General features: G+C 73.3%; 21 protein-coding genes, 1 tRNA gene and 1 pseudogene. 14 read left to right on the forward strand and 9 right to left on the reverse strand.

The genetic code is table 11. From position 1 onward, the window contains the following. Positions 1-184 precede the first annotated feature (184 nt). Positions 185-1,234: a LacI family DNA-binding transcriptional regulator gene (locus IG02_RS0117945; protein ID WP_030748513.1), complete on the reverse strand. Its 1,050-nt coding sequence runs from the start codon at positions 1,232-1,234 to the stop codon at positions 185-187. Between the two features lie 354 nt (positions 1,235-1,588). Here IG02_RS0117945 and IG02_RS0117950 point away from each other — a divergent pair, with 354 nt between their 5' ends. The 4 genes from IG02_RS0117950 (at position 1,589) to IG02_RS0117965 (ending at position 6,554) form a co-directional block, all read left to right on the forward strand. After that, the gene (locus tag IG02_RS0117950) at positions 1,589-2,914 is read left to right on the forward strand and encodes an ABC transporter substrate-binding protein (RefSeq protein WP_030748515.1); all 1,326 of its coding nucleotides are present in this window, start codon (positions 1,589-1,591) and stop codon (positions 2,912-2,914) included. 3 nt (positions 2,915-2,917) lie between these two features. Beyond that, a complete protein-coding gene (locus IG02_RS0117955; RefSeq protein WP_030748518.1) occupies positions 2,918-3,958 on the forward strand; it encodes a carbohydrate ABC transporter permease in 1,041 nt (346 codons plus the stop codon). 16 nt (positions 3,959-3,974) lie between these two features. After that, a complete protein-coding gene (locus IG02_RS0117960; protein ID WP_078854577.1) occupies positions 3,975-4,898 on the forward strand; it encodes a carbohydrate ABC transporter permease in 924 nt (307 codons plus the stop codon). 234 nt (positions 4,899-5,132) lie between these two features. Then, positions 5,133-6,554, forward strand: a complete 1,422-nt coding sequence (locus IG02_RS0117965; RefSeq protein WP_030748525.1) for a GH1 family beta-glucosidase — start codon at positions 5,133-5,135, stop codon at positions 6,552-6,554. Between the two features lie 299 nt (positions 6,555-6,853). On the opposite strand, the gene IG02_RS0117970 is transcribed toward IG02_RS0117965, so the two are convergent. Continuing rightward, positions 6,854-8,311 (reverse strand): HAMP domain-containing sensor histidine kinase, encoded by a 1,458-nt coding sequence (locus IG02_RS0117970; protein WP_030748528.1) that lies wholly within the window; start codon positions 8,309-8,311, stop codon positions 6,854-6,856. Beyond that, a complete protein-coding gene (locus IG02_RS0117975; protein ID WP_234314795.1) occupies positions 8,308-9,084 on the reverse strand; it encodes a response regulator transcription factor in 777 nt (258 codons plus the stop codon). The genes IG02_RS0117970 and IG02_RS0117975 overlap by 4 nt, the downstream gene beginning before the upstream one ends. Positions 9,085-9,162: 78 nt before the next feature. Here IG02_RS0117975 and IG02_RS0117980 point away from each other — a divergent pair, with 78 nt between their 5' ends. Then, positions 9,163-9,744 (forward strand): hypothetical protein, encoded by a 582-nt coding sequence (locus IG02_RS0117980; protein WP_030748535.1) that lies wholly within the window; start codon positions 9,163-9,165, stop codon positions 9,742-9,744. A 57-nt stretch (positions 9,745-9,801) separates the two neighbouring features. Here IG02_RS0117980 and IG02_RS0117985 read toward each other — a convergent pair whose 3' ends face one another. Beyond that, positions 9,802-10,533: a MerR family transcriptional regulator gene (locus tag IG02_RS0117985; RefSeq protein WP_030748538.1), complete on the reverse strand. Its 732-nt coding sequence runs from the start codon at positions 10,531-10,533 to the stop codon at positions 9,802-9,804. A 227-nt stretch (positions 10,534-10,760) separates the two neighbouring features. On the opposite strand from IG02_RS0117985, the gene IG02_RS0117990 reads away from it, so the two are divergent. Beyond that, a complete protein-coding gene (locus IG02_RS0117990; RefSeq protein ID WP_030748541.1) occupies positions 10,761-12,263 on the forward strand; it encodes an alpha/beta hydrolase in 1,503 nt (500 codons plus the stop codon). A gap of 80 nt (positions 12,264-12,343) precedes the next feature. Here the strand turns inward: IG02_RS0117990 and IG02_RS0117995 are convergent, their stop codons facing one another. Both IG02_RS0117995 and IG02_RS0118000 read right to left on the reverse strand, forming a co-directional pair. Beyond that, the gene (locus IG02_RS0117995) at positions 12,344-13,198 is read right to left on the reverse strand and encodes a spermidine synthase (RefSeq protein ID WP_030748545.1); all 855 of its coding nucleotides are present in this window, start codon (positions 13,196-13,198) and stop codon (positions 12,344-12,346) included. 124 nt (positions 13,199-13,322) lie between these two features. Further along, positions 13,323-13,775: a hypothetical protein gene (locus IG02_RS0118000; RefSeq protein WP_420707765.1), complete on the reverse strand. Its 453-nt coding sequence runs from the start codon at positions 13,773-13,775 to the stop codon at positions 13,323-13,325. A gap of 270 nt (positions 13,776-14,045) precedes the next feature. Between IG02_RS0118000 and IG02_RS0118005 the strand changes: the two genes are divergently transcribed. Beyond that, on the forward strand, positions 14,046-15,404 hold the full coding sequence (locus tag IG02_RS0118005; protein WP_030748551.1) for a hypothetical protein: 1,359 nt from the start codon (positions 14,046-14,048) through the stop codon (positions 15,402-15,404). A 205-nt stretch (positions 15,405-15,609) separates the two neighbouring features. Here the strand turns inward: IG02_RS0118005 and IG02_RS0118010 are convergent, their stop codons facing one another. Beyond that, complete coding sequence (locus IG02_RS0118010; protein ID WP_030748555.1) at positions 15,610-16,206, reverse strand: histidine phosphatase family protein; 597 nt, start codon at positions 16,204-16,206, stop codon at positions 15,610-15,612. A gap of 215 nt (positions 16,207-16,421) precedes the next feature. On the opposite strand from IG02_RS0118010, the gene IG02_RS39465 reads away from it, so the two are divergent. The 4 genes from IG02_RS39465 to IG02_RS0118030 all read left to right on the forward strand — a co-directional run bounded on the left by IG02_RS39465 (position 16,422) and on the right by IG02_RS0118030 (position 21,874). After that, positions 16,422-17,486, forward strand: coding sequence for a phosphatase PAP2 family protein (locus IG02_RS39465; protein WP_037803412.1), 1,065 nt, complete (start codon positions 16,422-16,424; stop codon positions 17,484-17,486). Then, a complete protein-coding gene (locus tag IG02_RS0118020; RefSeq protein WP_420707766.1) occupies positions 17,371-18,768 on the forward strand; it encodes a hypothetical protein in 1,398 nt (465 codons plus the stop codon). Before IG02_RS39465 ends, IG02_RS0118020 begins: the two co-directional genes overlap by 116 nt. Next, positions 18,768-20,429, forward strand: coding sequence for a hypothetical protein (locus IG02_RS0118025; protein ID WP_078854579.1), 1,662 nt, complete (start codon positions 18,768-18,770; stop codon positions 20,427-20,429). The genes IG02_RS0118020 and IG02_RS0118025 overlap by 1 nt, the downstream gene beginning before the upstream one ends. A gap of 161 nt (positions 20,430-20,590) precedes the next feature. After that, positions 20,591-21,874 carry an AAA family ATPase gene (locus IG02_RS0118030; RefSeq protein ID WP_051765295.1) on the forward strand — a complete coding sequence of 428 codons (1,284 nt, stop codon included), beginning with the start codon at positions 20,591-20,593 and terminating at the stop codon, positions 21,872-21,874. Between the two features lie 43 nt (positions 21,875-21,917). Here the strand turns inward: IG02_RS0118030 and IG02_RS0118035 are convergent, their stop codons facing one another. Continuing rightward, entirely contained in the window at positions 21,918-22,397 is a 480-nt protein-coding gene (locus IG02_RS0118035) for a VOC family protein (protein WP_030748571.1), read from the reverse strand. A gap of 293 nt (positions 22,398-22,690) precedes the next feature. Here IG02_RS0118035 and IG02_RS0118040 point away from each other — a divergent pair, with 293 nt between their 5' ends. The 3 genes and pseudogenes from IG02_RS0118040 (at position 22,691) to IG02_RS0118050 (ending at position 24,251) form a co-directional block, all read left to right on the forward strand. Further along, complete coding sequence (locus tag IG02_RS0118040; RefSeq protein WP_030748574.1) at positions 22,691-23,038, forward strand: hypothetical protein; 348 nt, start codon at positions 22,691-22,693, stop codon at positions 23,036-23,038. 199 nt (positions 23,039-23,237) lie between these two features. After that, positions 23,238-23,837, forward strand: a pseudogene (locus IG02_RS0118045) (hypothetical protein); the annotation flags it as partial. Between the two features lie 340 nt (positions 23,838-24,177). Continuing rightward, a tRNA-Lys gene (locus IG02_RS0118050) sits at positions 24,178-24,251 on the forward strand. 68 nt (positions 24,252-24,319) lie between these two features. Here IG02_RS0118050 and IG02_RS0118055 read toward each other — a convergent pair. Then, positions 24,320-25,003 carry a class I SAM-dependent methyltransferase gene (locus IG02_RS0118055; protein ID WP_199814037.1) on the reverse strand — a complete coding sequence of 228 codons (684 nt, stop codon included), beginning with the start codon at positions 25,001-25,003 and terminating at the stop codon, positions 24,320-24,322. Positions 25,004-25,014 lie beyond the last annotated feature (11 nt).

A 25,014-nucleotide genomic window follows, 5' to 3' on the forward strand; every position in this document is an offset into this window, starting at 1 on the left:
GCTCTCTTGCGTCAGCCGTTGCGTCGATCGCGCCTCCGGACACACCAGCCCGGCCCACGGCACCGCCGGAAGTCGGCACGCCGGGCACAGGGGCACAGCGGGGAGGCCGTCGGCGGGGCCGCCCACACCCCGGGCCCGGCGCTCCGGGCGTCAGGACGGCTCCCGTATCCGGACGGCTCCCGCGTCAGGACGACTCCCGTACCACCAGTTCCGTCGGGAGCACCAGGCTCCGCCGGGCCGGCTCGGCCGCTTCCGCGCGGGCGGCGATGTCCGCGAGGACCAGCTGGGCCATCGCGCGGCCCATGTCCTCTATCGGCTGGCGGACGCTGGTCAGCGGCGGGTCCATGTGGTGCGCTATCGCCGAATCGTCGAAGCCGACCAGCGCCACGTCGTCCGGGACGCGGCGGCCCGCCGCGCGGAGGGTCTGGCGGGCGCCCGCCGCCATGACGTCGGAGGCGGCGAAGACGGCGTCCACGTCCGGCCGGCGGTCCAGGAGGTCGCGCATGGCGCGGCGGCCGCCCTCCTCGGTGAAGTCGGCGATCTCCGTCAGGGAGTCGTCCGGGGCGCGGCCCGCCTCGGCGAGGGCCCGGCGGTAGCCGTCGAGACGGCAGGCGGCCCCGTAGACGTCCAGCCGGCCGGTGATCGTGGCGATCGCCGTACGGCCCCGGGCGAGCAGGTGCGCGACCGCCGTACGGGCGCCCTCCGCGTTGTCGGAGTCGACCGAGAGCAGGGGTTCGGCCGCCGAGCGGCGGCCGCTGATGACCGTGGGGATGCCGAGCTGGGTCAGCAGTTCGGGCAGCGGGTCGTCGGCGTGGACCGAGACCAGCAGCACCCCGTCCGCGCGGTGCGCGGCCAGGTACTGGGCCAGCCGGCGGCGTTCGCGCTCGCCGCCCGCGAAGGTGAGCAGCAGTTGCATCCCGCTGTCCGACAGCGCCGCCCCGACGCCCCGGACGATGTCGGAGAAGTACGGTTCCGCGAAGAACCGCGTCTCGGACTCCGGCACCACCAGGGCGATCGCGTCGGCACGGTTGGCGGCGAGCGCGCGGGCCGCCCGGTTGGGTACGTACCCCAGTTCGGCCACCGCCGCCTCGACCGCCGCCCGGGTCGCCGCGCTCACCCGGGGCGAGCCGTTGATCACCCGGGAGACCGTGCCCCGGCCGACGCCCGCCCGGGCGGCCACCTCTTCGAGCGTGGGCAGCTTCCCGCCGCGCGGACGCAGTCCTCGCGTCACCATCCCTACCTCCCCCATCACACTCGCGGACCGTGTCGTACGGGCACGGCGCCACGCGACCGGATCCGGCCACACGGACGAGCTTATTCCGCTCTCTCCGTGCGCCGTTCACCCTCCACCGTCGACGCACAGTCGTAAATCCAACAAACAGATAACCGACTCTTCTCCGGCCTGTCAGGTCCCTTGACACCCCATCAGCGACCGGCGACCCTTCAAGACATCACTTATGGGAGCGCTCCCACCGGTAGTTACCCCTACATGCCCCGCACACTTCCCGACCGTACTGTCCCCTGATCAACGACAGGGAAAACGGCCGCAGTTGGCCGAAGCGGTACGTCGGTGCCTCAGGAGGTCGTCATGCGCACACGTATCCGTTCGCCACGCCGGGTGGCGGTCCTCGCGACCGTCGCCGCGCTCGGGGCCGGCCTGCTGGCCGGCTGCGCCGACGACGGCGATTCCTCGGGCCCCTCCGGCGGCACCGACGCAGGCGGCAAGACGAAGATCACGGTCGGCGTCTTCGGTGCCTTCGGCCTCAAGGAGGCCGGCCTTTACGACGAGTACATGAAGCTGCACAAGAACATCGTCATCGAGCAGACGTCCATCGAGCGCAGTGAGAACTACCGCCCCCAGTTGCTCACCCACCTCGCCAGTGGCAGCGGGCTGGCCGACATCCAGGCCATCGAGGTCAACTACGTCGCCGAGATCACCGAGACCCAGGGGGACAAGCTGGTCGACCTCGGCAAGGCCGAGGGGGTGAAGAAGGACAACTTCCTGCCGTGGAAGTGGGCGCAGGGCACCACCAAGGCCGGCAAGACCGTCGGGCTCGGCACCGACGTCGGCCCCACCGGTATCTGTTACCGCAAGGACTACTTCGAGCAGGCCGGACTGCCCACCGACCGGGAGGCCGTCGGCAAGCTGTGGGCCGGCGACTGGCAGAAGTACCTGGAGGTGGGCAAGCAGTTCAAGTCAAAGAACGTCAAGGGCGCCACCTTCGTGGACGCGGCGTCCGGTGTGATGAACGCGATGCTGGGCAGTAGCGCCGAGCGCTTCTACGACAAGGACGGCAAGCTCGTCTACAAGACGAACCCGGCCGTGCGCGACGCCTGGGACACCGCCGCGGCCTTCTCCGAGGCCGGACTGACCAGCAAGGTCCAGCAGTTCACCCCGCCTTGGGACCAGGCGTTCGCCAACGGCCGCTTCGCCACCGTCACCTGCCCGCCCTGGATGCTCGGCTACATCCAGGACAAGGCCGGCGACGCGGGCAAGGACAAGTGGGACGTCGCCCCCGCACCCAAGCCCGGCAACTGGGGCGGCTCCTTCCTCTCCGTGCCCGAGGCGGGCAAGAACAAGGAGGAGGCCACCAAGCTGGCGGTCTGGCTGACCGCCCCCGAGCAGCAGGCCAAGCTGTTCGAGAAGCGCGGCAGCTTCCCCAGCGCGCAGGCCGTCTACTCGCTGCCCCAGGTCTCCGGCGCCAAGCACCCGTACTTCGCGAACGCGCCGATCGGGCAGATCTTCACCGACGCGGCCAAGGGAGTGCCGGTCCAGCCCGTCGGCCCCGGCGACCTGGTGATCTCGCAGAACATCAGCGACGTCGGCATGCTCCAGGTGGACCAGAAGGGCGTCTCCTCCGAGGACGGCTGGAAGGCCGCGACCAAGGCCATCGACAACGCGCTGGACAAGTGACCGATGACCAGCAGTGACGCACGTATCGCCGCGCCCGCCCGGAAGGGGGGCGCGGCCCTCCCCCGGGCCGGGGGCCCGGCCGGGGGCGGCGCGGCGCCCGGCGGCGCCCCCGACCCGCGCGAGGACCGCCGCCGGGCCCGGCGCAGCCGCTGGTACCGCCGCGACGTGCGGTGGAGCCCCTACGCCTTCATCGCGCCGTTCTTCGTCTTCTTCCTGGCCTTCGGCCTCTTCCCGCTGCTCTACACCGGCTGGGCCTCGCTGCACCGGGTGGAGCTGACGGCCCCCACGGACATGGAGTGGGTGGGCCTGAAGAACTTCGCCCGGCTGATGGGTGACGACTTCTTCTGGAACGCGCTGAAGAACACCCTCACCATCGGGCTGCTGTCCACCGTGCCCCAGTTGCTGATCGCGCTGGGTGTGGCGCACCTGCTCAACTACAAGCTGCGCGGCTCGATGTTCTTCCGGGTCGCCGTGCTCACGCCGTACGCCACCTCGGTGGCCGCGGCGGCCCTGGTCTTCGTGCTCCTGTTCGGCCGTGACTACGGGATGATCAACTGGGCGCTGGGGCTCGTGGGCATCGATCCCGTCGACTGGCAGAACGGCACCCTGAGTTCGCAGATCGCCGTCTCGACGATCGTCATCTGGCGCTGGACCGGCTACAACGCGCTGATCTACCTGGCGGCGATGCAGGCGATCCCGGCAGATCTGTACGAGTCGGCGGCGCTGGACGGGGCGTCACGCTGGCAGCAGTTCGTCCATGTGACGATCCCGTCGCTGCGGCCCACGATCCTGTTCACGGTGGTGGTCTCGACCATTGGCGCCACCCAGCTCTTCGGAGAACCGCTGCTGTTCAACGGCAACGCGGGCGCGACGGGCGGCGGGGACCACCAGTTCCAGACGCTCGGGCTCTACCTGTACGAGCAGGGCTGGGTGAACCTGCACCTCGGCCGGGCCTCCGCGATCGCCTGGACCATGTTCCTGATCCTGCTGATCATCGGCGCGGTGAACTGGCTCGTCGGCCGCCGTCTCCGCAAGAACGCGTAAGGAGCGCTGAGGAGAGATGGCGACGACTTCACACTCCGCCGCACTCGCCGAAACCGGGACCACCGGGGCTCAGGGGCCCGTCGGGAAGTCCGGCGGCGGGAAGAAGAAGGGAGCCGGCCGGCAGTTGCACGCCGGGCGGTTCACCTACGCCGTGCTGATCGTCTTCACGATCGGTTCCCTGTTCCCGCTGGTCTGGACGGCGATAGCGGCCTCCCGGAACAACACCAGGCTGGCCCAGACCCCGCCGCCGTTCTGGTTCGGCGGAAACCTCTTCAAGAACCTCGAGATCGCCTGGACCGACGCCAACATGGGCAGCGCGCTGCTCAACACGACGATCGTCGCCGGGTCGATCGCCCTGGGCACGGTGCTGTTCTCGACCCTGGCCGGCTTCGCCTTCGCCAAGCTGCGCTTCCGGTTCAAGAACCTGCTGTTGCTGCTGGTGATCGGCACGATGATGGTGCCGCCGCAGCTCAGCGTCGTACCGCTGTACATGCTGGTCGCCGAACTGGAGTGGACCGACCAGCTCCAGGCCGTCATCCTGCCCACCCTGGTCAGCGCGTTCGGTGTGTTCTTCATGCGCCAGTACCTGATCGGGGCGCTGCCCTCCGAGCTGGTCGAGGCGGCCCGGGTGGACGGCGCGAGCAGTCTGCGCGTCGTCTGGCACGTGGTGTTCCCGGCGGCGCGGCCCGCGATGGCCGTGCTGGGCATGCTCACGTTCGTGATGGCCTGGAACGACTTCTTCTGGCCGATCATCGCGCTCACCCAGAACGGCAGCCCCACCGTGCAGGTGGCGCTCACCGGCCTCGGCCGCGGTTACATCCCGGACCAGTCGGTGATCATGGCCGGAGCGCTGCTGGGCACGCTGCCCCTGCTGATCGCGTTCGTACTGTTCGGCAAGCACATCGTGGGCGGCATCATGCAGGGCGCGGTCAAGGGCTGATCCCATGGCCGCCGAAGGGCTCGGTCCGGGCCCGTAACGCCGGGCCGGGCCCGCGACCCCGGGCCGGGCCCATAAGCCCGGGCCGGTCGTACGCCTGGTCGGGCCCGTAGCCGCACGGGCGCTCTCGGGCAGCGGCCGGCCGAGGGCCCGGCCCACCCCCCGGCCGGGCGCCGCGCCCCTCGCCACCGTCGCACCACCCCACCCCCCATCCCTACGGTCAACAGGAGCTGCACCATGTCCGACACCTTTCCGCCCGGCTTCCTGTGGGGCACCGCGACCGCCGCGTACCAGATCGAGGGCGCGGTACGGGAGAACGGCCGTACCCCCTCCATCTGGGACGTCTTCAGCCATACACCGGGAAAAACCGAGAACGGCGACACCGGTGACACCGCCGTCGACCACTTCCACCGCCGCGCCGAGGACGTCCGGCTGATGGCCGACCTCGACGTGAACGCCTACCGGTTCTCCGTCTCCTGGCCCCGCGTCCAGCCCACCGGCCGGGGACCGGCCGTCCAGCGCGGCCTCGACTTCTACCGCGAACTCGTCGACGACCTCCTCGACCACGGCATCGAGCCCGTCCTCACCCTCTACCACTGGGACCTCCCCCAGGAGCTGGAGTCCGCGGGCGGCTGGCCGGCCCGCGAGACCGCCCAGCGCTTCGCGGAGTACGCGCGGCTGGTCGGCGAGGCACTGGGCGACCGCGTGACGCGCTGGACCACCCTCAACGAGCCGTGGTGCAGCGCCTTCCTGGGCTACGCCTCCGGGGTGCACGCCCCCGGCCGTACGGACCCGGTCGCCGCCCTGCGCGCCGCCCACCACCTCAACCTCGGCCACGGTCTGGCCACACAGGCGCTGCGCTCCGTGCTCCCGGCGCGCGGCCAGGTGTCGGTGAGCCTGAACCCGTCCGCCGTGCGCACCCTGACCAACTCGCCGGAGGACCTGGACGCCAAGCGGCGCGTCGACGCCCTGTCGAGCCGGATCTTCACCGGCCCGATGCTGACCGGCGCGTACCCCAAGGACCTCTTCGCGGACACCGCCCGCCTCACCGACTGGTCCTTCGTACAGGACGGCGACACGGCCACGATCCGCCAGCCGCTGGACTCGCTGGGCATCAACTACTACCAGCCGACCGTGGTCTCGGCCGCGACCGGCGAGGCCGGCGCCCGGCACGACGGCAGCGACGGCCACGGCGCCAGCGAGCACTCCCCCTGGCCCGGCGCCGACTCGCACGTCGCCTTCCACCCGGCGCCGGGCGAACTCACCGACATGGGGTGGTCGGTGGATCCGAGCGGGCTGTACGACCTGCTCATGCGGTACACGCGCGAGGCGCCCGGCCTGCCGTTGATGATCACCGAGAACGGTGCCGCGTACCCGGACAAGCCGGCCGCCGACGGCTCGGTCCACGACCCGGACCGGATCCGCTACCTGCACGGCCACGTCTCGGCGGTACGGCGCGCGATCACGGACGGGGCCGACGTCCGGGGCTACTTCCTCTGGTCGCTGCTCGACAACTTCGAGTGGGCGTACGGCTACGGCAAGCGCTTCGGCGCGGTGCACGTGGACTACGAGACGCTGCGCCGCACACCGAAGTCGAGTGCGCTGTGGTACGCGCGGCTGGCCGGTACGGGAGTGATCCCCGAGGTGCCGATCGGCTGAGCCGATCACCTGATCGCCTGGACGGATCGCGAGCGGGGCACTGGTGCCGGGGAGGCACAGGTGCCGGGAGGGGCACAAGGTCGGGCCGGGGAGGGGAGGGCCGGGCCGGGTGTCCCGCGCGAAGCGGGCCGTTCAGGAGAGCTTCCGCCCCGGCCGGGTGGGGGGAATGTGAGACCGGCCGGGACGGAAGCGAGGGGCCGAGCGAGCAGCCCGTGTGACCTCACGTTAGCCCTTCCGACCCGGGCCGCACTCGGACAAAGCGGCTGTTCCGGGCGGGAGTTGATGTTCTTATGGCGGCCTTAAGGAGCCCATCGGAATCGTTTAATGAACGCCCGCCGACGGCCCCGCCGCAGCCGGTGGCCGGGCCTTCCGTCCGGGCCGCGCCACCCGTCGAGCCCGATCCAGATCCGTACCTCGGTGCCCCCGAGCACCGAACGCCCGATCCGTACGTCCCCGCCGGTCGACTCGGCCACCCGGCGCACGATGTCGAGGCCGAGCCCGGTCGACCCCTCCTTGTCACCGCTGTTGCCGCGCTCCAGCGCGGCACGTGGGTCGGCGATGCCGCCGCCCGCGTCCGAGACCAGCACGATCACCGCGTCCTCGGCGTTGTGCACGTCGACGGAGAAAGCCGTGCCCTCCGGTGTGTGGCGGAAAACATTGCCGAGCAACGCGTCGAGCGCGGCGGCCAGTTCGGCCCGGGCGACCGGAATGCGCACCGGCCGGCCGACGCCCGCGACACGTACCGTACGGCCCTCGTCCTCGGCCAGCGCGGACCAGAAGTCCATCCGCTCCCGGACCACCTCCGAGACGTCGCAGCCGGCGCCCGGGCCGGGCGCGGCCGTCTGGGGCTTGGCCTCCCGGGCGGTGCGGATGATCGTGTCGACCTCCCGCTCCAGCTGCTCGACGGCGGCCCTGGTCTGCTCGGCGGCCGGGCCGTCGCCGAGCGAGGCGGCGTTGAGCCGCAGCACGGTGAGCGGGGTGCGCAGGCGGTGCGACAGGTCCGCGGCGAGTTCGCGTTCGTTCGCGAGAAGCTGGACGACCTGGTCGGCCATGGAGTTGAACGCGACCGCCGCGGAACGCAGTTCGGCGGGGCCCTCCTCGGGCACCCGGACACCGAGCTTGCCCTCGCCGAGGGCGTGCGCGGCGCCCGCGAGCCGCTGGGCCGGCTCGACCATCCGTACGCCGAGCCGGTCGGCGACGGCGACCGAACCGACGACCAGCGCCACCCCGACGCCCGCGAGCACCAGCCAGGCGGTGGTGACGCCGTTGGTGACCTCGTTCTCGGGTACGAACATCTCCACGACGGCGATCCGGCCGGAGCCGAGCGCCGTCGGCTGGAGCACCGCGGAACCGCCCGCCACCTCGGCCAGCGAGGCCCGGCCCAGCCGCTGCACGTCGCGCACGTCCCGCTCGGCCGCCCGGCCGCGGCCGATGTGGAGGGACGGGCCGGCCCGGTCGTCGAGCCGGTCGTCCGGTCCGTCGCCCTCCCCGCCGCCCTCCCCGTCGCCCGGCCCGTCGGCGGCCGGGAGGTGCACCGCCATCCGCCCGGCGGAACCCGTGGAGGCGATGGCCCGTTCCAGCTCGTCGCGGTCGGTGGTGATGGAGAGGGTGGGACCGATGGCGGCGGCCTGGCGCTCGGCGTTGGTGAGGGCCCGGTCCCTGGCCATCTCCTTGACGACGAGACCGAGGGGGAAGGCGAAGGCCACGACGACCATGACGGTGGCCGCCAGGGCCACCTTGACCACGGCCCATCTCATACGGCGGGCCCGCCGGCCGGAGGCGGGAACGGGGACGGAGGCGGGAACGGCGCCGGGGGCGGGGACTGCCCCGCGGGCGGCTCCGGCGGGGGCGGCTCCAGCTTCACCCCGACCCCGCGCAGCGTGTGCAGGTAGCGCGGACTGGCCGCCGTCTCCCCGAGCTTGCGCCGCAGCCAGGACAGGTGGACGTCGATGGTCTGGTCGTCACCGTACGACTGCTGCCACACCTCGGCGAGCAGTTCCTTGCGCGGTACGACGACGCCGGGCCGCCCCGCCAGGAAGGCCAGCAGGTCGAACTCGCGCCGGGTCAGCTCCAGTGCCACGCCGTCCAGTTCGGCCTGGCGGCGCAGCGGGTCGACGGCGAGTCCGCCGACCCGGATGACGCGTGCGTGCGAGGCGCTCTCGGCGGCGCCGCGTGCCCGCCGCAGGACCGCCGCCATCCTGGCCGACAGGTGTTCCACCGAGAACGGCTTGACCAGGTAGTCGTCCGCCCCGTCGTTGAGCAGCCGTACGATCTCCGTCTCGTCGTCCCGCGCGGTGGCGATGATCACGGGCACGTCCGTGATGCCGCGCAGCATCTTCAGCGCCTCCGCCCCGTCCAGATCGGGCAGCCCGAGGTCGAGGATCACCACGTCGAACGGGACGTGCGCGACCTCGCGCAGGGCCTCCAGGGCGGTGCCGACACTCCGTACGGTGTGCGACGCCTCGGTCAAGTGCCTGATGAGGGCGGAGCGCACGAACTGGTCGTCCTCGACCACGAGCACACTGGGCATGGGCGGCACCGTACGCCATCCGGCCGGTCCGCGGGGTCCGTGGGACAGCGGAGGCGCGAGTGGTGCACTATGGCCCCGATGCGCACTGGACTCGTACACGCTCTGGCATGGACGCTCGCCACGGGCGCGGCGGTCACGCTGTCGTGGTGGGGGGTCCACACGGTGATGTCCGGCACGGCCTACGATCCGCCGCGCGCGCTTCCGCTCCCGTCGGCGGCCGAGGTGAGCCCCATGGCCTCCTCGACGCACCGCCCGGAGAGCCCGGCACCGACCGCGCGCCCGCCGGGCCCCTCGGCGTCCGCGGACGACCGGCGGAACGACGACGCCGACAACCGCCCGCCCCGCTCACCGAGTTCGTCGGCGCGGGCGTCGGAGAACCCGCCGCGCGACCGCCCGGACGAGGAGCCGGGCGCGGCCTCCGCGCAGGGCGGCGCCGACGGCGAGGTGAAGAGCTACGAGGTCGAGGGCGGGCGGGTCGTCTTCGACATCGGGGAGACGTCGGCGGAACTGGTCTCGGCGACGCCGGAGGCGGGCTGGCAGATGCAGGTGTGGACCCAACCGGCCTGGATCCGGGTGACGTTCACCCGGGACGGCCGGGAGGTGTCGGTGTTCTGCACGTGGAACGGGCATCCGCCGATGGTGCAGTTCGACGAGCGCTGAGCCCGGCGTCCCCGCGCCCGGCACCGTCACGTTCCGGCGTCCCCGCGCCCGGCGTCGTCACGTTCCGGCGGCTTCGTCCTCCGCGAGCAACGCGTGCAAGCGTCGCAGGACGTCGAGCTGGGCCTCGTTGTAGAACTCGACCAATGACTGCACGACAACCGACTGGGTGACCGCCCCACTCCGACGGGAGGAAGCCTCCAGGTCACTCAGGATCGGATGGTCCTCCCGCTGTTTGCGGACTTCGGGCGCGAGGCGTCGCGCGAGCTGCCGCCGCACGTCCTCGGGCGCGTCCGCGGGGAGGGTCTCGAACCGCGCGCCCACATCGCTGCGAGGCTCCGAGAACTGCTTCTGGAGCGCGGACATCGCCGAGGGGGTGAGAATGCTGGAGTACGCCACCAAGAAGGATCGCTGTCCCTCCGGCAGGTCGTCGGCGAGTGCCTCGAAGTCCGCCGGCAGGTCGATCGAGCCCCGGTTGTCCAGGATCGCCGCCAGTTCCCGTCGCGTCCGCTGCTGGCGTTCGATGCTCGCCGCGAGTTCCGCGTCCAGGGCGCGCAGGATTTCCTCCGCCCTCTCGTCGGCGGCCTCGACCGTGGGGACGTCGGACAGCGGCAGGCCGAGGCCGACCAGCCTGCGGATGCGCAGCAGGCGGACCAGGTGCGTGACGCCGTACCGCTTGTAGCCGTTGGCCGCTCGTTCCGGCTCGTCCAGCAAGCCGATCTTGTGATAGTGCCGGACGGTTTTCAGTGTCGTGCCGGCGAGTTCGGCCAGCTCACTCGTGCTCCACGCCACCGGCGGGCCCTTTCCTGGGGGTGCTCCGTTCCTCATCACCGCCGGTGTCCCGCCGCCGGTCGGCCGGCGGGCTCGGCTCCGCGAAGGGGATCCATTCAAGACCATGCCCCTGGGGCATGGTCAACCCGCGACCTCTTACCCGGGCGGGACCGTGTTGACCATGCCCTCGGGGCACGGAGTGAGATGGCGACGACCACAGCCGTGAGACGGGGATGGGGAGACGTGACATGAAACGACAACACGGTATTGGCCGGAGCTCGGTCCTGGCGGTCGTCCTCGGCCTCGGCGGCTCGCTGCTCGCGGCACCCGCCGTGGCGGACGGGCCGCGGGCACCGCAGGTGCGGTGGGGCGCCTGTCCCGAGGACGTGGTGGCCGAAGCCGCTCCGACGACGCTGCAGTGCGGCACCGTGTCCGTGCCGGTGGACTACGCCGACCCCGGGGGCGCCCGGATCGACCTCATGATCTCCCGGCTGGCCCGCACGGACCCGGACAAGCGGCGCGGCATACTCATGCTCAACCCCGGCGGCCCCGGCGGGTCGGGGCTGGCGCTGTCGGCGCAGCTGGTGTCCCTGGGCCTGCCCAGCAGCGTCACCGACAGGTACGACGTGATCGGGATGGACACCCGCGGCATCGGGCACTCGGCACCGGTGAGCTGCGGGTTCACGGACGACAGCCCCTACATCGCCAACGTTCCGCCCTACGCGGTCGACGACGCGGCGGTCACCGCGCGGGCGAAGGTCGCCGAGCAGGTGGCCGAGCAGTGCGCGCGCAATGACCACGACGGCCGGCTGCGCCGGATGACGACGGCGAACACCGCCCGCGACCTGGACCGGATCCGGGCCGCGCTCGGCGAGGAGAAGACCAGTTACCTGGGCTACTCCTACGGCACGGCACTGGGCGCCGCCTACGCGTCGATGTTCCCCGGGCGCTCCGACCGGATCGTGCTCGACAGCAACATCGGTGACACCCACCTCGACCGCGACGGCATGCGCCGCTACGCCCTGGGGGTGGAGCAGACGTTCCCGGAATTCGCGAAGTGGGCGGCCGCACGGCACGACGACTATGGCCTGGGCCGCACTCCCGCGGAGGTCCGCGCGACCTACTTCGCCCTCGCCGAGCGGCTCGACAAGGCTCCGACGGAGGGCTTCGACGGCGGCCTGTTCCGCCAGCTCACTTTCGCCTTCCTGTTCAACGAGGCGCAGTACCCCAAGCTGGCCGAGCAGTGGCGGGCGCTGAACAGCGGCGACGACGCGGCGCTGCGCCGCCTGCGGTCGGAGAACGCCACGGCGAGCGGGGCGCCGTCACCGGCAGACAACCCCTTGTCGGTGTTCGCGTCCGTGACCTGCAACGACGTCGAGTGGCCCGAGGACGTCGACACCTATCGGCGGGGTGTCGCCGAGGACCGCGAGCGCTACCCCCTGTTCGGCGCCGCCGCCGCCAACATCACGCCCTGCGCCTTCTGGACGAAGGCCGAGCGACCGGTCGCGATCAACGACGACGGACCGCGGAACGTGCTGATCGTGCAGAACCTGCGCGACCCGGCGACACCGCACGAGGGCGGGAAGCTGCTGCGCCAGAAGTTCACGGACCGGTCCCGGCTGCTCAGCGTCGACGCCAGCGGACACGGCGCCTACGTCATCAGCGGCAACCCCTGCGCGTTGAACACCACCACGCGCTTCCTCGTCGAGGGCAAGATGCCCGGAAAGGACACGCTCTGCCCCGCGTCCTGACCAGCTGACCAGCTGACCGGCCGGCGGAGCGGACGGTGCACCATGTCCGCTCCGCCGAACGTATCCGGCTCAGGGACCCCTCAGTCGAACGCGCCGGCCGGGGGCGCGGGGGACGCCTTCGCGGTCGCGTCCCGTACGGCGACGGCGCCTCCGGTGAAGTCGGCGAGCGCCCGGCCGTGTTCGACGCGGCCCGGGTGCGGATCGCTCGCGACGCGGCGGGTGAGCTCGGCCACGGGCAGCTCCCGGTCCGAGGCGACCAGCACCGCGTTGCCGAAGCGCCGGCCGCGCAGCACGGCCGGGTCGGCGACGAGCGCGAGCCGTTCGAAGGCGGTGCCCGCGGTGGCGACCTGTCCGCGCAGGTGGCCGAGCGGCGGCCCGTCGGCCAGGTTGGCGGCGTACCAGCCGTCCGGGGCCAGGGCCCGTCGTACGTCGTCCAGGAATTCGGCGCTGGTGAGGTGCGCGGGGGTGCGGGCGCCGTCGAAGACGTCGGCGATCACCAGGTCCGCCCAGCCGTCCGGCACCTTGGCCAGCCCGGCGCGGGCATCGGTGGACCGGACGCGGATGCGCGCGTCGGCGGCCGGGGGCAGCCACTCCCGTACGAACCGGACGAGCCCCGCGTCCACCTCCACCACCTGCTGGGTCGAACGGGGCCGGGTGGCCGCGACGTACCGGGCCAGGGTGAACGCCCCGCCGCCGAGGTGGACGACGCGCAGCGGACGGCGGGCGGGGGCCAACAGGTCGACGACATGGCCGAGCCGGCGCTGGTAGGCGAACGAGAGGTGGGCGGGGTCGTCGAGGTCGACGTGCGACTGCGGCGCCCCGTCGACGAGCAGCGTCCAGGCCCGGCGCCGGTCGGGGTCGGGTATGAGCTGGGCGACGCCGGTGTCGACGTCCTGGGCCGCGGTGGGGGCGGCGCGGCGGGTGTTCTTGGCCACGGTGCCATTATCCGGGGGCGGGAGCCGTGCCCGGCGCGGGCGGTTCCCGTCCCGGCCTCCCGACACCGGTCTCCCGGCACCGGTTCCTCACCTCGGTTCCGGCGTCGGTCCCGGTACCGGCCCCCTACCGGCGGCCCTCATGGCCCCCGTCCGCCGCCTCGATCAGCCTCGCCGCCTCCCCCAGCGCCTTCCTCAGCATCGCCGGATCCGTCACCTTCCCCGCCGTCTCGGGCGGCAGCAACCAGCACGAGCGCACCCACAGGCCCCGGCCGTTCATCCGGGTACAAGCGCTGCCCGGGAGGTCCCAGGCGGCCGCCGTGCCCGGGGGAACCAGGAAGCCGACGGTGTCACAGAGGTCGTCGAGCAGGACGGGGCCGACCTCGGGGGCGGCGGCGCGGCGGAGGATGTCGACGGCCTCCAGGCCCTGCCGGACGGGAACGGTCACCAGATCACAGGGCTCCTCGTCGTCCGCCCGCGCGGGACCCGCCTCCCGGCCCGGCGCGTGCCGGTCCGCCGTCCGTGCGGCGCGGCCGCCTTCCGCACCGGCCACCGACTCCGACTCCGACTGCAACTCCAACAAGGGGACCCTCCTCGTCGAGCACGGACGCGTTGAAACGACAGACGCGTTGAAACCTGCGGAGACACGGTCGAGCGGCGTCTCCGCACGGTTCAACGGCGGGGCGGCGTCAACGGCTACGGCGGCACGCCGCCGCAAAGGATGGCAGTTCATGGCAGATCACGGGTGAGATATCCGGTTTTGTGGGCAAACCCTGGGTAAACGGCCCGTCACACCCGGTACGTTCGTGCCCGCCGGAACAACGGCTGTACCAGGAGAGGGCTCTCGGCCATGGCGTCATCTCGGTCAGTTCCCAATCTCGCCTTCCGTCGGCTGCGCGCCCAGCGGTCGCCGGGGGAGTTCGCCGCCGCCGTGCGCAGGGCCGCGCGGGAGATCGGTGAGCAAGTCGCCTGCGACGCACGTTATATCGGACGGGTGGAGGCAGGCGAGATCCGCTGTCCCAACTACGCGTACGAACGGGTCTTCCTGCACATGTTTCCCGGACTGACCCTGAGGGACCTGGGTTTCCTGCCACGGGAGCAGGTACGCGGCAGAGCCGCCCGTACCCCTGCCCCCGCCCCGGTCCCGGCGACGAACCACACCGGCGACACCAGCGAGGAGAGCGACGTGTTGCGTCGCGCATTCATGACGACCGGCCCCGCCACCGTGGTGGCCGTGTCCCTGGGCCTCGGCGGATCCGCCGAGGCCGCCGTTCCCGGCCCCCGCGAGGCGGGCTCACGGCGGGTCGGCGAGGCCGAGGTCAGCGCCGTCGAGGAGGCCGTACGACGGATCCGGCTGCTCGACGACCGACACGGTGCCGACGGGCTCTACCGGCAGGCGGCCCAGCCGCTGCGCGCCGCGTACGCGCTGCTGGACGCCGGCACCCCCACCCGCCGGTCCACCGCCGAGCGGCTGCACACCGGCGCCGGCGAGCTGTCCATCTCGGTCGGCTGGCTCGCCCACGACTCCGGCCGGTTCGACGACGCGCGCTCCCACTACGCCGAGGCGCTCGCGACGGCGCGCGTCGCGAACGACCCGGCGGTCGAGGCACACGCCTTCGCCAACACCTCGTTCCTGGCCCGGGATTCGGGCCGGTACCGGGAAGCGGTACGCGCCGCCCAGGCGGGACTGCGGGCCGCCGCGCAGCTCGGCTCGTCCCGGCTGCTGGCGCTGCTCTCCCTGCGGGAGGCCGCCGGGTGGGCCAAGGTCGGCGACCGGGCGGGCTGCGAACGGACGCTGGCCCGGGCCATCGCGTACTTCGACCGTGGCCCGTCGGACGCGGATCCCGAGTGGATGTCCTTCTTCGGCGAACCCGAACTGGAGGCGCAGAAGGCGCTCTGCCACGCCGCGCTCGGCGACGCGCGGCGGGCGGCCCGCCACGTGTACCGGGCCACCGCCCTCCAGGACCCGCACTTCGCCCGCAACCTCGCGCTCTATCGCGCCGAGCTGGCCACGAACCTGGCCCGCGCGGGCGCGCCGGACGAGGCGGCGACGGCCGGACACCAGGCGCTGGACCTCCTGGACCAGGTGCAGTCGTCGCGCATCCACACGCGGCTCGCGGCAACGGTGCGCGCGCTGCTGCCGCAGCGGCGGCTGCCGGAGGTGGCGACGTTCCTGGAGCGGCACGCCGCGACGGACCCGCGCGCGTGACCGCGCGCGCACACGCATAAGCCGGACACGCGGGAGCCGGACACGCGGAAGGCGGACACGGAGAGGCCGGACACGCGTCATCCGGAGACGCACCAAGCGGTACGGCGGAAGGGCGGTACGGCGGAAGGGCGGTACGGCGGGGCGGTCAGCGGTCGGCGGCCTGCCGTCGGACTGCCGTCGCCGGTCAGCGGCCGGCGGCCGGCCGTCAGACCTCCAGATGCGCCGTGTCGTTCCACACCTCGATGGCCGGGCTCCCGTACGCCCAGCCCAGGACCGACAGCGACGTGGGCGCCAGCCGGATGCGCGCCGCGAAGGAGATGTCCTCGCCCAGCCAGCGCGCGCCGATCGCGCGCAGGATGTGGCCGTGCGCGAAGACCAGCGCGTCCCGGTCCGCCGATCGCGCCCAGGCGACGACCTCGTCCGCGCGGGCGGACACCTCCGCCAGGCTCTCGCCGTCCGGGACGCCGTCCCGCCAGATGAACCAGTCCGGACGGTCCGCCGTGATCTGTGTCGGTGTCATGCCCTCGTACGCGCCGTAGTCGAACTCCATCAGCGCGTCCCACGCGTCCGCCCGCTCCCCGAAGCCCGCCAGCGCACAGGTCTCGCTCGCGCGCGCCAGCGGGCTGGTGCGGATCTCCGCGTAGGCGAGCCCGGACCAGGGAGCGCGGTGCAGCCGTTCCCCGAGCAGCTTGGCGCCCCGGCGGCCCTCCTCGAGCAACGGTATGTCCGTCCTGCCGGTGTGCTGTCCGGACAGCGACCAGGCGGTCTGGCCGTGCCGGGCGAGCAGGATGCGCGGTGCCATGGAGGGCTCTCCCTGAAAGTTCACAACTGATGCCGCCCCATCATCGCGCACCTGAACGAAGGCCGGCCTTTCGGGGGCAACCGCGGGCGGAATCCCGGCGTCCCACTCTCCGTCGGCCGATGCTGTCGAACGGGTGTCCCGGAGACACCCGGGCGAAGGCCCCGAGGACGTACGCCGTACGGTTGAACGCCGGCCCAAAGCTGTATGAACTCACGATGGAGACCGCCCGGATGCCGTTGCCGTACAGCGCCAGCGCCGCCGCCAGCCCCACGCCGACCGCGGGACACCGGCCGCGCTGGTGGGCGGAGCTGCCGCTGGTTCTCGTGATCTACGCCGCGTACTCGGCGGTCCGCCTGCTGGCCGGCGGTGACGTGTCGACGGCCGTCGAGCACGGGCTGGCGATCCTGCGCGTGGAGCAGGCGCTCTTCCTCAATCTGGAGCACCCGCTCAACCGGCTGTTCACGAGCACCCCGGCCATCGGCATACCCGCCGACTTCCTCTACGCGGCGCTCCACTACGTGGTCACCCCGGGCATCCTCGTCTGGCTGTTCCGCCGCCGGCCGGACGTCTACCGGAGCGCCCGCGTCTGGATCCTGTGCGTCACGGTCCTCGGCCTGGCCGGTTTCGTCCTCATGCCGACGTGCCCGCCCCGGCTGCTGGCCGCGGAGTACGGCTTCGTCGACACGATGGCGCAGTACAGCGCGTACGGGTGGTGGGGCGGCGAGGCGAGCGCCCCGCGCGGTCTCGGCGGGATGACCAACCAGTACGCGGCGATGCCGAGCCTGCACGTCGGCTGGGCGGTGTGGTGCGGCGTCATGATGTGGCGGTACGCCCGCACGCCGCTGGTGAAGTGGCTGGGGGTGGTCTATCCGCTGGTCATCACGGTGGTGGTGATGGGGACGGCGAACCACTACTTCCTGGACGCGGTGGGGGGTGCCGCGGTGGTGGTGCTCGGAGGGCTGCTGGTCAAGCCCGTGACGCGGGCTGCCGACCGCCTCTGGGGAGCACGCGTACGCGAGCGGCGCGCACGGTCCGAGGGGCGGCTCTCCGACGCGCTCGGCGCCGCTCCCGAACCCGGCGCGGCGCCGGTGACCGCGCCGTTCCCGACCCGTCCCGCCGCCATTGTCAGCGGCGGATGCGAGACTTCGGCGGGTGAGCGATTCCCTGGGCAGCGGACCCGCGCCGGCACCCCCACCGGCACCGGCGGCACGGCCGGTGCCGGAGCCGAGGACGCCGTCGGCGCCCCTTCCGCAGACGACACTCCGGCGACGGCTCGCTGAGCTGCGCGGGCCGACCCTCGCGCCGCATCCCCTCGATGCCCGCGCGCTGGCGGCCCTCGCGGCCAACCCGGGCTGCCGACGACGGGCGCTGCTGGACAGCGCCGGGGTCGACAAGGGGGCGCTCGCGTCGGCGCTGGGCGCGCCGGCGCCGTTCGGACAGTCCCAGTTCGCCTTCATGCGGGGGAACGCGTTCGAGGCCAAGGTGAAGGCCGACGGCGGTACGGAACTGCTGCGGCTGCTGGTGGAGCGGCTCGGCGGCACGGAGCCGCCGCCCGGTCCCGGCGCCGCCGCCACCCCCGATCTGTCGGCGTCCGGGCCGGAGGGACGGGTGGCCCGTACGGCCCTGGCGTTGCGCGAGGCCACCGGGTCCGGGGGCTGGACGCTGCTGGACCATCCCCTGCTGGCGCTGGAGGTGGCGGGCTCGCCCGCGTATCTGGAGCCGGACGCGGTGGTGGTGCGCCCGGACGGGCGGTGGACGGTCGTGGAGATCAAGTCCTTCCCGATGATCGACGGCTCGGCCGACCCGTCGAAGGTGGGCGCGGCGGCGCGGCAGGCGGCGGTGTACGTGCTGGCCCTGGAGCGGGTCGCCGCGCGCACGGCGGGCGCGGAGGTGGCCGACCGGGTGCTGCTGGTCTGTCCGAGGGACTTCTCGAACCTGCCGACCGCGTCGGTCGTGGACGTGCGCAAACAGCTCTCCGTGACGCGTCGGCAGCTGGCGCGGCTGACCCGGATCGAGGACATCGCGGACACGGTCCCGGAGGGCACGACCTTCGACCTGGAGCACTGCTCGGGCGACGAGCTGACGGCGGCGGTCGACTCCGTCCCCGCCTCCTACGCGCCGGAGTGCCTGGCGGCCTGCGAGCTGGCCTTCCACTGCCGCGCCCGGTCCCGGGAGGCGGACGCGGTGGAGGCGCTGGGCCGGGGCGTACGGGGCGAGCTGGGCGGCCTGACGACGGTCGCGTCGGTGCTGGCGGCGGCCCACGGGGAGTCGGGGGACCCCCGGGACCCGACGGTGGCGGCGCTGCGCAGGGCGGCGGAGCTGCGGGCGGAGGCCCTGGCGAGCGCGGCGGCGGCCCCCGGGCGCACCGGAGGAGGGGACGGCCGGGACGGCCCGGGGCCGGCCGGGAGCCTCTCGGCGTGCGAGGCCGCGTCGACGGGCGGGACCAGTTCGTCCGGCGCGACCACCACAAGCACCCGCACTCGCTCTCGCGCCGGCACCGGTGAAGCGGCCGCGACCGGCCACGGCCATGGCCGGTCCGCCTCGGCCCGGACGGAGTCCTGATGTCGTTGATCAGCACGCTCGCCCGGATGGAGGCCGTCGCGAGCGGCAGCGCGCAGCCGCTGGCCACGGTCCGGCACCGGCGGATCTCCGACCGGCCCCTCGTGCTCGTACCGCTGACGACCGCCGGCGAGGCCGGGGCACCGCTCGGGGCGCTCGTCGGGACCGAGCGGGACGCCCCGCGGCTGCTGACGGTCGCCCAGCCCCGCGACCGCGACCTGCGGTTCGCGTTCCTCGGCGAGCTGGCCGAGGCCGTCCTGCCGTACCTCGACGAGTACGCCGACGCCGTGGAACCGGCCGAGCGGTCCGAGGCCGACCCGGAGACCGGCAAGCGCGTCAAGGTCACGGTCGAACTGTGCGCGGACGCGCCGCAGATCGTCGTGCCCAGCCGGCCGGGGATCGACTTCGTACGGCTGCTGGGGCGTTCGATGCGGTTCCGGCGCACGGCCGAGGAGGACCCCGACGCCGCGTACCCCGCCCCGCCCCGCGTCCCCCTGCTCGGCCGCTGGCTGACGCACTACGGCGAGCGCGCCCGGGTGCCCGGTTCCTCGCTGCTGCTCGCGGCGACCGACCTGCTGAACCGGCACTGGGCGACCGGCCAGTCGAGCCTGGAGGACCAGCACCTCGGCGCGCTGCTCGCCTGGATCGACCCGCCGGGGTCGCTCAGCGGCGCCGACGCGGCGCTCCACGCGGAGCTGGACCGGGACCCCGCCGGTCAGCTGGTGTGCCCGCCGGCCGGACCGGCGACGGACCCGGCGTTCGACAACAAGCTGCTCGCCCCGGCCGTCGAGGCGTACGACCGCGCCCGCCAGGCTCTCGCCGCGGCGGAGGACGGGCCCCGGGCGGAGGAGCGGCTCGCCCGGCTCACCGCCGCCGAGCACGCGATCCGCGCCCTGCTCGCGGACGTCATGCGGCCCACCTGGGACTCGGTCTGGCACGCCCTCGACCTGCTGCGGGAGCTGCCGGAGGGCGGGCGGGTCGCCGACCGCTGGACCCGCGACCGCTGGTCGTTCACCGGCCACCGCGACCGGGTGCGGGCCGGGGAGCCACCTCAGCCCCGCCACGACGACGCGGTGACCGCCGCGCAGAAGCTCGCCTCGCGCGAGAGCGCCCAGGGCCAGTTGGAGGCGCAGGAGGCACTGGACGATCCGCTGGTGCTCGCGGGCCGCAGGCTGTCCGGTGAGGCGTTCCTGAGCGAGGTGACGGAGGTGGTGATGGCGTACAGCGAGAGCAGGCGCCCGAGCCCCCGCCCCCTGGTCACCGTCCGCACCGACGACCGGCCGCAGCTGGGCGAGGGCGTGAAGGTGTACCGCTCGCTGGACGGCAAACCGCAGTCCGCCGAGTTCGTGCGGTACGAGGAGGACGGCTCGCCGGTGCTGCGGCTGACCGACCGCATGGGCCGGGCCAAGGATCCCGCGCCCGGCTCGGTGCCGGAGAAGGGCGACCGGATCGCCTGGACGCTGTTCGAGCACGACCAGCGCGGCGGGCCGAAGCTGCCGGACCCCGAGGACACGCCCTGGACCCACGGCGGCCCGCCGGGCGCGGACGGGACGCCGGGCGTCGGCGCGCCGGACGGCTCGGGGGCGGCACGCGGTTCGTACGGCCGTACGGGAACCGACGCGGCCGTCGGCCCCGACCCCATGACCGAGGAGGACTTCCTTTGACCGCGCCCGCCACTCACGGCCCCGACCCCGCGGGCCGGTCGGCCGACGGTCCGAACGCCGGTCCCCCGTCGGCCGGCGGCCGGTCATCCGGCTCCGCCGGACCCGACGACACGGCCGCCGGCTTCGACCCCGGGGCCGCCGCCGGCCGGGCCACCGACGCGATCCTGCGCGACACCCTCCACGGCCCGCACCGCGGCGTCGTCGTGGACTCCCCGCCCGGCGCGGGCAAGTCGACGCTCGTCGTGCGGGCGGCGCGCGAACTGGCCGCGGCCGGGCGGCCCCTCATGGTCGTCGCGCAGACCAACGCGCAGGTGGACGACCTCGTCGTGCGGCTCGCCGAGAAGGACCCGGAGCTGCCCGTCGGCCGGCTGCACAGCAACGACCCCGATCCCTACGACAAGGTGCTCGACGACCTGCCGAACGTCCGCAAGTCCGCGAAGGCCGCCGACCTGACCGGGCTCGACATCGTCATCTCGACGGCCGCGAAGTGGGCGCACGTCCAGGGCGTCGAGCCCTGGAGCCACGCGATCGTGGACGAGGCGTACCAGATGCGCTCGGACGCGCTGCTCGCGGTCGCCGGGCTCTTCGAGCGCGCGCTGTTCGTCGGCGACCCCGGCCAGCTGGACCCGTTCAGCGTGGTCGGCGCGGACCAGTGGGCGGGGCTGTCGTACGACCCCTCGGCGAGCGCCGTGTCCACGCTCCTCGCGCACAACCCGGACCTCCCCCAGCACCGGCTGCCGGTCTCCTGGCGGCTGCCCGCGTCGGCGGCGCCGCTGGTGTCGGACGCGTTCTACCCGTACACGCCCTTCCGCAGCGGTACGGCGCCCGGCGAGCGGACCCTCGCCTTCGGCGTGCCGTCCGACGGCTCGGGCCCCGACCGGGTGCTGGACGAGGCGGCGGAGTCGGGCTGGGGGCTGCTGGAGCTGCCCGCCCGCCGTACGCCCCGGACGGACCCCGAGGCGGTACGGGCCGTGGCCCTGGTCGTACGGCGGCTGCTCGACCGGGGCGCGGCGGCGACCAGCGAGCGCTCCCCCGGCCCGCGGCCGGTGACGGCCGACCGGATCGCCGTCGGCACGGCCCACCGCGACCAGGCGGCGGCGGTCCGTGCGGCGCTCGCGGAACTGGGCGTGAGCGGGGTCGCCGTGGACACGGCGAACCGGCTCCAGGGCCGGGAGTTCGACGTCACCGTCGTGCTCCACCCGTTGTCCGGGCGGCCGGACGCGACGGCGTTCCACCTGGAGACGGGACGGCTGTGCGTCCTCGCCTCCCGGCACCGGCACGCCTGCGTCGTGGTGTGCCGGGCCGGCGTGTCGGAGCTGCTGGACGAGCACCCCTCGACGGAGCCCGTCCAGCTCGGGGTCACGATCAAATTCCCGGACGGCTGGGAGGCGAACCACGCGGTGCTGGCGCGGCTGTCGGAGCACCGGGTGAGCTGGCAGCCGTAGGCGGTACGAGCCGCCCCGGGCCCGGGGCGGCTCCGTTCGTTCGCTACTCGCCCTCGTAGGCCGCGCGGAGGGCCGCGATGTCGAATTTGCCCATCGTCATCATCGTCTCCGTGGCCCGCCTCGCCTTCTCCGGGTCCGCGTCGGCGATCATGTCGATGAGCGCCTCCGGGACGACCTGCCAGGACACGCCGTACTTGTCCTTGAGCCAACCGCACGGGCCCTCCTCGCCGTCCTCGCCGAGCGCGGTCCAGTAGTGGTCCACCTCGTCCTGGTCGGCGCAGCGGATCTGGAACGAGACGGCCTCGTTGAACGTGAACTCCGGACCGCCGTTCAGCCCGACGAACTTCTGCCCGTTGATCTCGAACTCCACGACCAAGACGGAGCCGACCTCCCCGGGCCCGGCCTCGTTGTAACGGGTGATGCGGCCGAGCCGGGAGTTCTTGAAGATCGAGATGTAGTGGTTCGCCGCTTCTTCCGCCTGTCCGTCGAACCAGAGACAGGTGGTGAATCCTTCGGTGACCATCGGTACCTCCGTCAGCCGTTGTCGTTGTCACGGGTGCAGCGGGGCGCGGGCGCGCTTCCTGCCACTGTCGACCGGTGCGGGCCCGGAAACTCATCGGTGGCCGCGGGCGTCCGCGGCGTCCACTTCCCGCTCCCGCGCCGCGCCCGCACGCCCCGCGCCCCGCGCGGCCCGCGCGCACGCCGGAGACCGCACGCCCCGAAGGCCCCCTTGCGGCGGGCGGGACAATGGAAGGTGGCCCAAGTCGGCCGGTACGCGCACGAACAGCACGAGAGCACGAGCAGGAGGACACACACATGGCGGATCCCGAGCGGAGCGAGCGGCGGCTCAGGCCCGCGCCGCTGCTCTTCGAGCCCTCGGAGGCGGTCGCCGACCCCGAGCACTTCTTCGACCTGGAATCGATCGAGGACCCCGCGGAGCTGCTGGCCAGGGCGACCGAGCTGACGCTCGCGTTCCGGGCGGCGACCGACCGGGCCGTCGAGTTCCAGGCCGTCGCCGCCGCCCAGCTCGCCGATCCGCGCCGCTTCGACCGGCTCACGACCGCGGACATCGCGCAACGCGCGGAATGGACCGAGGACTATGCCAAGAAGATGGTCGAGTTCGGCCGGGACCTGCTGCGGGGCAACGGCTTGGCCGACATCTAAGGGGAGCCCTCAGTGCCGCGACCGGTGAGGTCTGCCCGTCGAGGAGCGGCGCCGGTTACCCGGTCGGCGGCCTGGGCCGGACACCGTACCCGTATGGCATATGCCGAGGGCGGGGCAGGTTACTCCCTCTCGCCCCGGTCTGCCGCGCTTTCCCCGAAGTACCGAGAGAGGAACCATCCCTCCCGGTACACCTGACGTCATGAGCGCATGGTTACGAGATGAAGACCCGTTGAGCCCAGGAGCCGGCGACGACGCGTGCCGCGCCGGTCTCCTCGGCGCCCCGTGGGAGGCGGCCCGGCACCTGACCGCGCGTGTCACCCCGGCGGGCGCGGACTGGCTCGCGTCCGCCGGTGCGGCTCCCGGCGCCACGCTCTCCGGCTGGGCCGCCCGTCCCCGCACGCCCGGCGTCCTGCCCTGCGGTACGGCCTTCGACGTGGTGAGCGCGCCCGCGGTCTTCGGCCGGCGCATGCTGGACCACCTGTGGTTCGACGGTCCGGGCTCCGGCCCGGTCGCCACGCACCGCGGCCGTACGCTGCTCTTCGCCACGCCCGGTACCGCCCAGCGGCTGCCGTCCCTGCTCTCCTGGGAGGAGTGGGGCGGCTCTGGTCACGGAGGCCGGGACAACGTCCTGCCGGCGCTACTGTGTCATGGCACGGGCGACGCCGTGACCGTACCGCCGCTCGCGCCCGGCGCCCCGTCGGGGCCGCGCTGGGTGGTGGCACCCGACGTCCGCCACCCCTGGCTGCCCGGACCGGACGTGCTGCTCTGGGCCTGTGTACGGGCGGCCCGCGCCCGGAGCGGAGAACACAGGGAACACGGAGAACGCGAAGAACGGGGCCCGCGCGGCGACCGGAGTCCGGGCCGCGGTACGAGCCCGGCCGGACCGACGGCCTCCGCCGGCCCCGTACCGCGCCCGGCCACGCCTCCCGCGCACTCACCCGCGCCCCCGTACGCAGGGCCGGGCCGGACCGCGTACCCCTCCCCCACGTGGCGGACGGCACAGCTCCGGGCCCGGTGACCACCCTTCCGCCCGCTCCCACGGTCACCGCTCCGACCAGCGGGAACGCCCCCGGTTCCGGCCTGCGGACAGCGATTTTTCTCCATGCCGATCCGGGTGCTAATGTCTACGACGTCAGCAGGCGCCGCTAGCTCAGTTGGTTAGAGCAGCTGACTCTTAATCAGCGGGTCCGGGGTTCGAGTCCCTGGCGGCGCACAGACGAAGGGGAGCCCCCTCGCACACGCGAGGGGGCTCCCCTTTTTTCGGTCACCCTCGTTTTTCGGTCACCCTCGCCGTCTGGTGGCGCGCACGACGACGTCGTGGAGGGGGACCGTCCGGCCCCCGCCGCCGGTGAGCGTACGGCGGTGTTCTTCGGCGGTGACGATCTCCCACTCCGTGCCGTCCACGCGCGCGGTGATGGCCGCGGAGGTGACCGACGCTTCGGCGGGAGGGTGGTGCCCGTGGCCGGCGGAGTCCGGGGCGTGCGGGGTGGACTCCGGGGTGTGCAGGTGTCCCACGATGAGCAGCGTGCCGCCGGGAGCCACCCAGTCGGCGATGCGGTCGTAGAAGTCCAGCTGGGGCATCGCCGGGTGGGCATAGTGGGTCATGACCAGGTCGAATCGCGTGTCCGGGTGCCAGACGCCCAGGTCCGCCGCCACCCACCGCACCCGCTCGGAGGCCCCGCTCGCCGCCGCTCGCCGGGCGGCGCGCGCGAGGGCCTCGGACGAGATGTCGGCCGCGGTGACGTCCCAGCCGTGGGAGGCGAGCCAGATCGCCTCGGCACCGGCACCGCACCCCGCGTCCAGCGCCGTGCCCGGTGTCAGCCCGCTGACCTCACGGGCGAGGTACGGGTTCGGCGGGTTGCCGCCCATCGATCCCGGGCCCTCGGCTCGCCCCTCCTGCCAGTGCCGCTCCCAGAAGTCCTTGTCGAAGCCGTGCGCCACAGGTCGTCCTCCCTCGTCGTACATGTGCGTTCCCC

This window comes from Streptomyces sp. NRRL F-5135, assembly GCF_000719775.1.
GTDB lineage: Bacteria > Actinomycetota > Actinomycetes > Streptomycetales > Streptomycetaceae > Streptomyces > Streptomyces hebeiensis.

Bases quoted from the DNA above. Each gene is read 5' to 3' on its own strand.
- IG02_RS0118010 (WP_030748555.1), bottom strand. From the start codon at position 16,206: ATGGCACCGCGCATCCTGCTCGCCCGGCACGGCCAGACCGCCTGGTCG.
- IG02_RS0117965 (WP_030748525.1), top strand. From the start codon at position 5,133: ATGTCCGACACCTTTCCGCCCGGCTTCCTGTGGGGCACCGCGACCGCC.
- IG02_RS0117980 (WP_030748535.1), top strand. From the start codon at position 9,163: ATGCGCACTGGACTCGTACACGCTCTGGCATGGACGCTCGCCACGGGC.
- IG02_RS0118025 (WP_078854579.1), top strand. From the start codon at position 18,768: ATGTCGTTGATCAGCACGCTCGCCCGGATGGAGGCCGTCGCGAGCGGC.
- IG02_RS0117945 (WP_030748513.1), bottom strand. From the start codon at position 1,234: ATGGTGACGCGAGGACTGCGTCCGCGCGGCGGGAAGCTGCCCACGCTC.
- IG02_RS0117970 (WP_030748528.1), bottom strand. From the start codon at position 8,311: ATGAGATGGGCCGTGGTCAAGGTGGCCCTGGCGGCCACCGTCATGGTC.
- IG02_RS0117960 (WP_078854577.1), top strand. From the start codon at position 3,975: ATGGCGACGACTTCACACTCCGCCGCACTCGCCGAAACCGGGACCACC.
- IG02_RS0117990 (WP_030748541.1), top strand. From the start codon at position 10,761: ATGAAACGACAACACGGTATTGGCCGGAGCTCGGTCCTGGCGGTCGTC.
- IG02_RS0118055 (WP_199814037.1), bottom strand. From the start codon at position 25,003: ATGTACGACGAGGGAGGACGACCTGTGGCGCACGGCTTCGACAAGGAC.
- IG02_RS39465 (WP_037803412.1), top strand. From the start codon at position 16,422: ATGGAGACCGCCCGGATGCCGTTGCCGTACAGCGCCAGCGCCGCCGCC.
- IG02_RS0118040 (WP_030748574.1), top strand. From the start codon at position 22,691: ATGGCGGATCCCGAGCGGAGCGAGCGGCGGCTCAGGCCCGCGCCGCTG.
- IG02_RS0117950 (WP_030748515.1), top strand. From the start codon at position 1,589: ATGCGCACACGTATCCGTTCGCCACGCCGGGTGGCGGTCCTCGCGACC.
- IG02_RS0118035 (WP_030748571.1), bottom strand. From the start codon at position 22,397: ATGGTCACCGAAGGATTCACCACCTGTCTCTGGTTCGACGGACAGGCG.
- IG02_RS0117955 (WP_030748518.1), top strand. From the start codon at position 2,918: ATGACCAGCAGTGACGCACGTATCGCCGCGCCCGCCCGGAAGGGGGGC.
- IG02_RS0117975 (WP_234314795.1), bottom strand. From the start codon at position 9,084: ATGCCCAGTGTGCTCGTGGTCGAGGACGACCAGTTCGTGCGCTCCGCC.
- IG02_RS0118005 (WP_030748551.1), top strand. From the start codon at position 14,046: ATGGCGTCATCTCGGTCAGTTCCCAATCTCGCCTTCCGTCGGCTGCGC.